Below are 10,839 nucleotides of genomic sequence, written 5' to 3' on the forward strand. Positions count from 1 at the left end.
ATTCCAACTCCTTGAGGGAAAAGCGTTCTCGCCATGGTCATCGACCTGAAGGATTACTCGCTGCCGCAGCTTCGTGTGCTCGGCAACCGCATCGAAAATGAAATTCGCCGCCAGCAGCTCAACAGCAAGGCGGTGTTGCGCCGCCGGCTGTCATCGCTGGCCCGCGATCACGGGTTGACGCTCGAAGAGGCGTGCAGCGACAAGGCCGCCGAGAAAATCGTCGAAGCACCGTCGAGCATCGCGCAAAGGGCATCCGCGCGTGTGCAGGTGGCGGCGAAGTATCGTCACCCCAGCAATCGCGAACTCGCCTGGTCGGGCCGGGGACGTCAGCCGCACTGGGTCAAGGCCTGGCTGGCCAACGGCGGCTCGATGGATGCGCTGGCGACTGCCGCCGAGAAGATGGCACCGCGCAACTTCCGCCTGCAGCAACTGTAAGGCGACGCGCTTCGACGCGCGGAAAGGCGTCGGGCGTGCGTTTGCGCATCTCACCTGCATTGCGAGGTTGCGAGGTGTGCGAAACTGCGGCCCCGCCCATCCTGTCTGTCATCGCCATGCGCTTTCTTCATACCGCCGACTGGCATCTCGGTCGCGTCTATCACGGCGTCTCGCTGCTGGAAGACCAGGCCCATGTGTTGCGCGAGTTCGTGCGCATCGCCGCCGAGCTGCGTCCCGATGCCATCCTGATCGCGGGCGACATCTACGACCGCTCGGTGCCGCCTGCCGATGCGGTGCGCCTGCTAGACGAGGTGCTCACCGAACTGGTGTCCGGCCTCGGCATTGCGGTGGTCGTGATCGCGGGCAACCACGATGGCCCCGACCGGCTGGCCTTCGGTTCCAGCCTGCTGACCCGGGCCGGACTGACGGTGTGCGGGCCGGTGAGTGCACAGGTGCAGCCGCTGATGCTGCGTGATGCGGATGGCGAGGTCGCGGTCTATCCCCTGCCCTATGCCGAACCTGCGCTGGTGCGCGCGGCGCTGGGCGACGACACGATCCATGATCATCACGCCGCGCTCGCGGCACAGCTGGACGCGATCCGGGCGAGCCATCCTGCCGGCGTGCGCGCGGTCGTGGTGGCACATGCCTTTGTGCTCGGCGGCAGCGAATCGGAGTCGGAGCGGCCGCTGACCGTGGGTGGCACGGGCGCCGTCGATGCCAGCGTGTTTGACGGCTTCGACTACGTTGCGCTTGGGCATCTGCACCGCCCGCAGCGCGCCGGCAGCGATCGCGTGCAGTATTCCGGTTCGCTGCTCAAGTACTCCTTTGCCGAAGCCGGTCATCTCAAGTCGGTCAATCTGGTCGAACTCGACGGCGCCGGGCAGTGCCGTGTGGAGCAGATCGCACTCAAGCCGAGGCGCGATCTGCGCATTGTCGAAGGCACGCTCGAAGACATCGTTGCCGGGGCCGCCGACGATCCCGGCCGCGCCGACTACGTGCTCGCCCGCCTCAGCGACAGCGGCGCCCTGCTCGATGCGATGGGCAAGCTGCGCTCGGCCTATCCCAATGCGCTCGCCATCGAGCGCCCGGCGCTGCACGGCGAAGGCGAAGGGCGGGCGGCGGAGGATCACCGGCGCGTCAGGATCGACACGCTGTTCGCCGGTTTCTACACCGAGATGACGGGCCAGGCGCTCGATGAAGCCGGTTCCGCAGTGCTCGCCCGTATCGTCGATGAACTCGAACACGAAGGGCGCCACGCATGAAGCCGCTCAAACTCATCCTGCAGGCCTTCGGACCGTTTGCCGGCCGCGAGGAGATCGATTTCACGCTGTTGCCGGCGGGTTCCCTGTTCCTGATCTCCGGCCCCACCGGCGCGGGCAAGACCTCGATACTCGACGGCATCACCTGTGCACTCTACGGCGACACCTCGGGTGGAGAGCGCAGTGCGCGCGAGATGCGCAGCCATCACGCCGATCCGGCGATGCTGACGGAAGTCGAATTCGAGTTCGCGCTCGGCAGTGAGCGCTACCGGGTGCAGCGCACGCCCGAGCAGGAACGCCCGGCGCAGCGCGCGACCCGCAGCGGCGACAGCATGGTGAAGGTGCCGGCCAAGGCTGCGCTGTTCCGCTTCGATGCGGCAGCGGACGGCGATGGCTGGGTGCCGATGTCGAGCAAGAGCACCGAGGTCACGCAGGACGTGACCAGGCTGCTCGGTTTCGAAGCCGAACAGTTCCGTCAGGTCGTTCTGCTGCCTCAGGGCCAGTTCCGCAAGCTGCTGGCCGCCGGCTCCGGCGAGCGCGAGAAGATCCTCGAAACCCTGTTCGGCACCATCGCCTACAAGCGCGTGCAGGATGCGCTCAAGGCCGAGGCAGCCGCCTTGAGCAAACGTGCCGAGCGCGCCCGCATGGAACGCCAGATCCTGCTGGAGCAGGCCGGCGTGGACTCGGCAGAAGCCCTTGCTGCCCAGCGCCTGGCGCTGGACGAGGTCTCGCGCGCGCTCGCCGAAGACGAAAAGCGCGCACGTGAGGCCGACCTTCAGGCCCGGAGCGCCTTGCAGGTCGCACGAGCGCTCGACGCCCGTTTCGCCGAGCGTGAAGCGGCGGTCATGGCGATGCAGTCGCTCGAAGCGCGTCAGCCGGAAGCGGATCGTCAGCGCAGCCGTCTCGGCATTGCGCGCAAGGCCGTGCAGGTGCTGCCGGCCGACCGTTCTCTGAGCGACGCACGGCAGCAGGTGCAAGGCGCCCGTGAGGCGGTGGCGACGCTGGCGCAGCAGGCGGGCAGGCTTGCCGATGCGCTGAGCGCGGCGGCTCAGGCGCTGGCCCATGAGAACGCCGACGCTCAGGTCCTGGCACGTGATGCGGCCCAGCGTGAAGTCTTGCGGCTGGAGGGGCTGGCGGAAAAGGTGGCGCACCTCGCGCGGGCCGAGGCCGGTCTGCAGTCCCTACAAAAGCTCAGGGCTGGGGCGGATGCGGCGCTGGCAGCAGCGATGAAGGACGCGGAAGCACTCGGCATCCGCCGGCTTGAACTGGCCCAGCGGATAGAGGTGCTGCAGCCACAGGCGGCGGGCGTCGAGGCACTGGGTCTGCGACTCAAGCAGGCGGAGCAGCACGAACGTGCGCGGCTCAACCTGGCGCAGCAGCAGCGCAAGCGCGACGGCTTCCACAGCGCCGAAGTCACGCAGCAGCGTGTGCTGGATCAGGCAACGGCCGCCCGCGACAGCGCACGGCAGACGTTCGAGGCGCTGGATGCCACCTGGCGCCAGGCCCAGGGCGCGATCCTCGCCCATCACCTGCATGAGGGCGCTCCCTGCCCGGTGTGCGGCAGCGCCGAACATCCCGCGCCTGCCCGCTTCGACGGCGAGTTGCCGACCGAAGCCGCGCTGAAAACTGCGCGTGAAGCCGTCAGTCGTGCCGAAAAGGCCCACGATGGCGCGCGCACCGCATTCGACACGGCATCGCGGCAAACTGCAATCGCGCAGGCCGAGGTCGATGCGCTGCAGTCGGCGTTGAACGCGAGCGCGGGAGACGACGGGGCGGTGCCGGATTCGGTCGCCACACTGCGCGAGCAGCTGCAGGTGGCCACTGCCGCACAGACCGAGCTCGCCGCCGCACGCTCGCAACTCGCCACGCTCGAGGCCGCGCAGCTGAAAGCTGCAGCGATGCTGGACGAAACACGTGCGGCGGTCAGCAAGGCCGCAAGCGAGGAGCAGGGGGCACGGCAAGTCGTCGAGGAGCGTCGCGCAGTGGTTCCCGAGTCCTTGCGGGAGCCGGCTGCGCTCGGCGCCGCGCTGGAGCAGGCCCGCGCCCGGCGCCAGACGCTCGAGCGCGCGCTGAGCCAGGCGCAGACTGCGCACGGCAAGGCCGTCAGCGAGGACGCTGCCCTGCGTGCCCGTCAGGAAGAGCTGGAGAAGGCGCTGGCTTCCGCCACACGGCGCGAGGCTAATGCGGCCGATGGTTTCGCCGCCGCGCTTGCGGCCACGGGGTTTGCCGACGAACCCGCCTATCGCGAAGCGCTGCTTGAACCGGCCGCGATCGACACGCTGGCGGCGGAGCTGAGCCGTTTCGACGAGGACCATGCCGCGGCACGCGAGCGACGCAAGCTCGCGGAAGGGGCGGTCGAGGGGCAGCTGCGGCCGGATCTCGTGGCACTTGAGGCGACCGCCGCTGCGCAGCGCGAGCGGCTGGATGTCGTGCTGGGCGAACTCGGCCAGCGCAAGGCCGAGCTCGACAAGATCATGCTCAGCCAGAAAAAGCTGGCGGAGATCGCCCACGAAACCGGCAGCATCGAAGCGGAATACCGTGTCGCCGGTCATCTGGCCGCGATTGCCAATGGCGAGAATGGTCGCAATCTGACCTTCCAGCGTTACGTGCTGGCCGCTCTGCTCGACGACGTGCTGCGGGCTGCGTCCCTGCGCCTGCGGGCAATGAGTCGGGGGCGCTATCTGCTGCAGCGGCGCGACGAAGTGGCTGATGCGCGACGTGCGGCCGGCCTCGACCTCGAGGTGATGGACGATTACACCGGTCGTGCCCGGCCGGTGAGCACGCTGTCGGGCGGCGAGGGCTTCATGGCCTCGCTGGCGCTGGCGCTCGGTCTGTCCGACGTGGTGCAGGCCTATGCCGGCGGCGTGCAGCTCGACACGCTCTTCATCGACGAAGGCTTCGGCAGCCTTGACCCGGAGTCGCTCGACATGGCGATGAAGGCCTTGATCGACCTGCAGCAGCGCGGCCGCATGGTGGGTGTGATCTCGCACGTCGACGAAATGAAGCAGCAGATCGATGTCGCGATCGACGTGGTGCAGGGGGTGAGGGGAAGCAGGGTGCGCATCAGGGCGTGAGCCGGCTCCTGCAAGATGCCGGTGCAATACGTTGTTGCAATCGCTTGCGGAACCTGCTCACCGTGAAAGCCCTCTGAACCGGTTCTTAAACAACCATAACGAGAGGTGTGCGATGAGCACAGACACCCTGACACATTTCATTCGAACTTCCGCCCGCTACCTCGGCGTTCCGCCGCGTGACGTGCAAACTGCTGCCTGACCCGGCGCCCGCCGTCCGGAGCCGCCCGAACCGCTAGTGTGCGGGCGCGACCGCCGGAATCTCGACCCGCTCCTGACGCATCAGCAGCGGGTCGGGTGGGGGCTCAAGATAGAGGGCTCGCAGCAGATTGCCCTGCGTGATCGCCGCCAGACGAAAACGCCCCATCTCCTGAGTGCGCGCCCAGATCACCGCCTCACCCTCCGACGCAAAGTCGAGCGATTGAACCGCCTGGCCGCCTCCGTACCATGCCTGCAGCGACTCGAAGAAGGCGACCTTCCACGCCGAAGTGCCGGTCTCATCCATGTCATGCGCTCCATGCGGGGGTTTGAGTGAGCTTCGATTGACTGCCTTGTGCGTCGTTCCATCGCGGGCGCATTTCGGTAACGGGAACGATTCTCGTCCGGCCCATTCAAAGCCGCCATGGATACCCTGACACATGCCCTTTCCGGCGCGCTCGCCGGAAGATTGCTCGCGCCGCGCAAAGGCGCGGCGGGTACGCTGCCGCCGCCTGTCTGGCAGGCCGTTGCGGTCGGCACGGCTGCCGCGACATTTCCCGATCTGGATTTCGTGCTCGGTTTCGTCTCCGAGCTGACTTACCTGCGCGGGCATCGCGGCGTCACCCATTCCCTGCTGCTGATGCCGGTGTGGGCCCTGCTGGTCGCAGCGCTGATGGCTGGCCTGTTCCGCCTTCGACGCGGGCGCGAGGGCGCAGCGAGTTGGCGCGCCTTCTACCTGATCGCCTGCTCCGGCATCTTCATCCACATCCTCGGCGACCTGATCACCCAGTTCGGCACCATGATTCTGGCGCCCTTCTCGGACCGGCGCTTTGGCTGGGGAACGACCTTCATCATCGACCTCGGCTTTACCGGCATCATCCTTGCCGGATTGCTGGCAAGCGCGCTCTGGCGTCGCAGCCGTGCGCCCGCCGGGCTGGCGCTTGTGGTGCTTGCGGGCTGGGTGGGGCTGAGCGCATCGGCGCGTCACGATGCCATCGAGTTTGCGCGCACCCACGCCACGGCGAACAATATCGACATCGTGAGCGTGGATGCGGTGCCACGACCGGCCTCGCCGTTCAACTGGACGGCCGTTGTGTTCGATGGCGAGCGCTACCATTACGCCCACATCAATACCCGGCGCAGCGAGCCGCTTGAGGTGGCCGAGAGCGACAACTTCGTTCGCCGTCTGTCGGCGGCTTATGTGCCGCTGTCGATGGCACAGTGGACGGTGCGTCCGGTGTTCGGCAACGGTGACGCCAGCGCCATTGCACGCCAGGTATGGGACGAGGACAAATTCGCTTTCTATCGCTGGTTTGCGATGTTTCCGATGCTCGATCAGGTCGAGCCCGCCGCTGGCGGCGGTGTTTGCGTGAACTTCGTCGATCTGCGTTTCGAGACGCCGGGACGCGATGGCGTGCCCTTCCGCTACGGTCTGTGCGGTGGCGCATCCGAGGGCTGGCGGATCTTCGAGCGCGTCACCGGCGGACGCCGGTGGATCGGGGAGTGAGCCGGGTGCGACGGCCCTGATGTGAGGCACCGCGCAAGCTTGCGCGGTGCCGGATCGAACGCTTACTTGCCGCCGGGGACCGTGCCCTCGACGCCTTCCACGTAGTAGCTCATCGCCAGCTTGTCCTTTTCGCTCATGCCCTGTCCGGCTGCGACGAGTTCCTTGCCGGCCTGGTCACGCAGCGGTCCCATGAACACCGGGCGGCTGCCGTCGATGATGCCCTGACGGCGTTCGGCCACCAGTTGCTTCACGTCGGCCGGCAGCATGTCGCCAAGACGGCCGAGGTCGATTGCACCCTCCTTGAGTCCGTACCAGACCTGTTGCTGCGGCTTGAAGCTGCCTTCCAGCAGTTCACCGACCACTTTGGTGTACCACACGCCCCAGTTGATCTCGCTGGCGGCCAGCTGCGCTTTCGGGCCGTAGGCTTGCATGTCGGAATCCCAGCCGAAGGCATAGGCGCCCTTCTCCTGCGCGGCCTGCAGCACGGCGGGCGAGTCGGTGTTCTGCATCAGCACGTCGGCACCTTGTGCGAGCAGGGTCAGTGCTGCCTGGCGCTCCTTGCCGGGATCGAACCAGGAATTGACCCAGATGACGCGGGTGCTGGCGGCCGGGTTCACACTGCGTGCGCCCAGCGTGTAGGCGTTGATGTTGCGGATGACTTCCGGAATCGGGTGTGAGCCGACCACGCCGAGCTTGCCGGACTTGCTCATCTTGCCGGCGACGACGCCGGCCAGATACGCGCCCTCGTAGGTGCGGACGTCGTAGGTGCCCAGGTTTGCTGCTGTCTTGTAGCCGGTGGCGTGCTGGAACATCACCTTCGGGAACTGGCGGGCGACCTTGAGCGTGGCATCCATGTAGCCGAAGGAGGTGGTGAAGATCAGACTGTGTCCGTCCTGCGCAAGACTGCGCACGACGCGCTCGGCGTCCGCGCCCTCGGCCACGCTCTCGATGAAGGTTGTCTTCACCTTGCCCGGGAAGGCGGCTTCGACGGCGCGCCGGCCAAGATCGTGGGCGAAGGTCCAGCCCGCCTCGCCGACCGGACCGACATAGACGAAACCCACCTTCAGTGGCCCGGTGCTCTGGGCATTAACGGCCGAAACGGGGAGCAGTGTGGTGGCAGCGAGCGCTGCGCTCCACTTGAGGACGGTACGACGGTCAGTCATGTGTGAACTCCGGCAGGTGGAAGAAGTGCGGGGATCAGTCTTCGGGCAATGCGTCGAGGCGCGCCAGCCAGGGCGTGCGCTCGGCGTCGCCGACAAAGCTCGCTTCGAGGCTGTTGCGTGCGATGCGCTTGAGTTCGGCACGGCTCAAGTGCAGGGCTTCGGCGGTGGCGAGAAAGTTCTGGCCGATGTAGCCGCCGAAGTAGGCGGGATCGTCGGAGTTGATCGTGACCTTCAGCCCGGCATCGAGCAGTTGCTTCAGGTTGTGGTCCCGAAGCGTCGGGAAGACGCACAGCTTGATGTTCGACAGCGGGCAGACCGTCAGCGGAATCTGTTCGCGCACCAGGCGTTCGACCAGCGCCGGGTCTTCGGCCGCGCGCACGCCATGATCGATGCGTTCGACCTTGAGCAGATCCAGCGCCTCGACGACGTAGGCGGGTGGGCCTTCCTCGCCGGCATGGGCGACGATATGCAGGCCCAGTTCGCGGCAGCGCGCAAAGAGACGGGCAAACTTGGACGGCGGATGGCCTTTCTCGGAGGAGTCGAGGCCGACACCGTGAATGCGTGAAACATGCGGCACGGCCTGCTCGAGTGTTGCAAAGCCTTCGTCCTCGCTCAGGTGGCGCAGGAAGCACAGGATGAGACGCGAACTGATGCCGTACTGCACGCGGGCTTCGTCGCACGCGCGTTCAAGGCCGTCGAGCACCGTTTCGAAGGCGACGCCGCGTTCGGTGTGGGTCTGAGGGTCGAAGAACAGCTCTGCATGCACCACTCCGTCGGCGTGAGCGCGGGCGAAGTAGGCCATGGCGAGCTCGCAGAAATCCTGCTCATGGATCAGTGCAGCGGCACCGGCGTAGTAGAGGTCGAGAAAGCTCTGCAGGTCGGAAAATGCGTAGGCGGCGCGGGTGGCCTCGACGCTCGACCAGGGCAGGGTCACGCCATTTCGCTGCGCCAGCGCGAACATCATCTCGGGTTCGAGCGAGCCCTCGATGTGCAGGTGAAGCTCGGCCTTGGGCAGGGCGCGGATATAGGTTTCGAGGTCCATCGCGATCTCCAGTTCGGGATTGAGCCGGCTTCGCGGTGATGCTGCACTGCCGCAGAAATCGTCAGGACGATCATAGTGCGAGTGCCAGGGGGTGCGCGAAGCCAACTGACAATACCGATCATAAAGCGAAGCGGATAAGGCAGTGCGGCCTCGGGTGCGCTCAGGCGGGCGGATCTGCCGGGAATCCGGGTGTCGTGATCAGATCTCGCACCACGCTTTGAAAGGCGCGTGTGAATCGTTCGGCATCAAGGTCCGGGCTGCGCACACCGCGTGCCAGCACGCCTTCAAACATGGTGCCGAGAATATCGACAATGGTGGAAATGGTTGCGTCGTCACTGCTCAGCCCCTTCGCAGCGCGCGCGAGTCGCACAATTTCGGAGATGTTCTCGTTGCAGCGCTTGCCGGCGTTCTGGACGACGGCAGCGACTTCGGGGTTGCGCGAGGACTCTGCGAGGATTTCCAGTTTGAGTCCGGCCTCACCACTGTCGAGATTCCGCTTCACGCCTTCCGCGACGCCGCCGATCATGGCTTCGAGTATGTCGTCGGCCGCACGCCAAGTGGCGCTGAGCGTCAGCAGCCAGTCAAGATCGTGCGCGACGATGGCGGCAATGATCGCTTCCTTGTTCTCGAAATAATGATAAATGTGCCCTGCGCTCATGCCAGCGGACTTGGAAATCTGCGAGATGCTGGCACCATGGAAGCCGTGAGCACGAAAGCAGTCGGAAGCCGCTGCAAGGATCTGGGCTCGACGCGCTTCTGCGCGTGAGCAGTCCGCGGGCGTATGCGCTTCTGCGTTCATGACCTGTCTCCGACGTGTAATGAGAATGTGTTTTAACTGCTTGCAAGGGTAGAAAGGCTAACATAGAATGAGCGTTCAATCTAGAATATCCATTCTACCATTGGTGAATCTCCGCCTCACCCGGCGGGCATTGGCACCACATAAATTTTCACGAGGCCCGTCCATGCAGAACCCCCCCCAACTGCTTATCAGAACACTTGCCGTGGCGCTGGCAAGCGCCACCATCCTCGGCGCTTGCAGTGGTGGTGAGCAGACTGGTCAGGCAGGTCCTGCGGGCGGTCCGCCCCCGGCTCCCACGGTAGGCGTGGTCGTCGCCTTCGCCGAGTCGGTGCCGCTGGTGAGCGAACTGCCGGGTCGCACGTCGCCCTACATGGTCGCCGAGTTGCGGCCGCAGGTCACCGGGATCGTGCAGAAGCGCCTGTTTACAGAGGGTAGCGAGGTCAAGGCCGGTCAGACCCTGTATCAAATCGATGCCTCCACCTATCGCGCGGCGTACGACAGCGCCAAGGCCAGCCATGCACGTGCCGAGGCCAATCTTTACAGCGCGCGCCTGAAGGCCACGCGTTACGCGGATCTGGTGAAGATCGATGCCGTGAGCAAGCAGGCCAACGACGATGCGGTCGCTGCGCTCAAGCAGGCCGAGGCCGATGTGGCCTCCGCCCGTGCGGCGGTCGAGACCGCCCGCATCAATCTTGATTTCACCAGCGTCACCTCCCCGATCTCGGGGCGCATTGGCCGCTCTGCCGTGACCCCAGGTGCGCTGGTCACCGCCAATCAGGTGACCGCGCTGGCGACGGTGCAGCAACTCGATCCGATCTACGTGGACCTGACACAGTCGAGCGCCGAACTGCTCGGTCTGCGGCGTGCAATGGAGGCAGGAAAGCTCAAGAGTTCCAGTGCGAAGGCCGTCCCGGTCCAGCTCGTGCTCGAAGACGGCACCCAGTATGCGGCCGAGGGCAAGCTGGCCTTCTCCGAAGTGACGGTCGATCAGGGTACCGGCAGTGTGACCTTGCGTGCCGTCTTCCCCAATCCGAAGGGTGAGTTGCTGCCCGGCATGTACGTCCGTGCAAAGCTTGCACAGGGCGAGGCGGACAACGCCATTCTGGTGCCGCATGCCGCCGTCAGTCGCGACCCGCGTGGCAACCCGATGGTGATGGTGGCCGGCGCCGAGAACAAGGTCGAGGCGCGCACGATCACGACCACGCGTTCGCTGGGCGACAAGTGGGTGGTGACCGATGGTCTCGCTGCGGGTGACCGCATCATCGTCGATGGCCTGCAGCGCATCCGCCCCGGCGCCACGGTGCAGCCGCAGGAGGCCGGGGCCGCTGCTCCGGCTGCCGCGCCGGCGGCGAAGTGAGGGGCTGA

Annotated in this window: 9 protein-coding genes; 5 read left to right on the forward strand and 4 right to left on the reverse strand. The window is 66.1% G+C overall.

Annotated features, from left to right (window positions below):
- The first annotated feature begins 33 nt into the window (after positions 1 to 33).
- From AC22G6_RS16145 to AC22G6_RS16155, 3 genes are all read left to right on the forward strand, one after another.
- The gene (locus AC22G6_RS16145) at positions 34 to 435 is read left to right on the forward strand and encodes an H-NS histone family protein (protein ID WP_487367600.1); all 402 of its coding nucleotides are present in this window, start codon (positions 34 to 36) and stop codon (positions 433 to 435) included.
- Positions 436 to 551: 116 nt separating this feature from the next.
- Complete coding sequence (locus AC22G6_RS16150; RefSeq protein ID WP_487367601.1) at positions 552 to 1,697, forward strand: exonuclease SbcCD subunit D; 1,146 nt, start codon at positions 552 to 554, stop codon at positions 1,695 to 1,697.
- Positions 1,694 to 4,768, forward strand: a complete 3,075-nt coding sequence (locus tag AC22G6_RS16155; RefSeq protein ID WP_487367602.1) for an AAA family ATPase — start codon at positions 1,694 to 1,696, stop codon at positions 4,766 to 4,768. Before AC22G6_RS16150 ends, AC22G6_RS16155 begins: the two co-directional genes overlap by 4 nt.
- Before the next feature lie 232 nt (positions 4,769 to 5,000).
- On the opposite strand, the gene AC22G6_RS16160 is transcribed toward AC22G6_RS16155, so the two are convergent.
- A complete protein-coding gene (locus AC22G6_RS16160) occupies positions 5,001 to 5,270 on the reverse strand; it encodes a hypothetical protein (protein ID WP_487367603.1) in 270 nt (89 codons plus the stop codon).
- A gap of 117 nt (positions 5,271 to 5,387) precedes the next feature.
- Between AC22G6_RS16160 and AC22G6_RS16165 the strand changes: the two genes are divergently transcribed.
- Positions 5,388 to 6,470, forward strand: a complete 1,083-nt coding sequence (locus tag AC22G6_RS16165) for a metal-dependent hydrolase (RefSeq protein WP_487367604.1) — start codon at positions 5,388 to 5,390, stop codon at positions 6,468 to 6,470.
- Positions 6,471 to 6,532: 62 nt separating this feature from the next.
- On the opposite strand, the gene AC22G6_RS16170 is transcribed toward AC22G6_RS16165, so the two are convergent.
- The 3 genes from AC22G6_RS16170 to AC22G6_RS16180 form a co-directional block, all read right to left on the reverse strand.
- Positions 6,533 to 7,633 carry a BMP family ABC transporter substrate-binding protein gene (locus tag AC22G6_RS16170; RefSeq protein WP_487367605.1) on the reverse strand — a complete coding sequence of 367 codons (1,101 nt, stop codon included), beginning with the start codon at positions 7,631 to 7,633 and terminating at the stop codon, positions 6,533 to 6,535.
- 34 nt (positions 7,634 to 7,667) lie between these two features.
- Positions 7,668 to 8,675: an adenosine deaminase gene (locus tag AC22G6_RS16175; RefSeq protein WP_487367606.1), complete on the reverse strand. Its 1,008-nt coding sequence runs from the start codon at positions 8,673 to 8,675 to the stop codon at positions 7,668 to 7,670.
- Between the two features lie 160 nt (positions 8,676 to 8,835).
- Positions 8,836 to 9,474 carry a TetR/AcrR family transcriptional regulator gene (locus AC22G6_RS16180; RefSeq protein ID WP_487367607.1) on the reverse strand — a complete coding sequence of 213 codons (639 nt, stop codon included), beginning with the start codon at positions 9,472 to 9,474 and terminating at the stop codon, positions 8,836 to 8,838.
- A 163-nt stretch (positions 9,475 to 9,637) separates the two neighbouring features.
- On the opposite strand from AC22G6_RS16180, the gene AC22G6_RS16185 reads away from it, so the two are divergent.
- A complete protein-coding gene (locus tag AC22G6_RS16185) occupies positions 9,638 to 10,831 on the forward strand; it encodes an efflux RND transporter periplasmic adaptor subunit (RefSeq protein ID WP_487367608.1) in 1,194 nt (397 codons plus the stop codon).
- Positions 10,832 to 10,839 lie beyond the last annotated feature (8 nt).

The sequence above is a fragment of the Parazoarcus sp. PS-13 R2A genome (genome assembly GCF_057621855.1).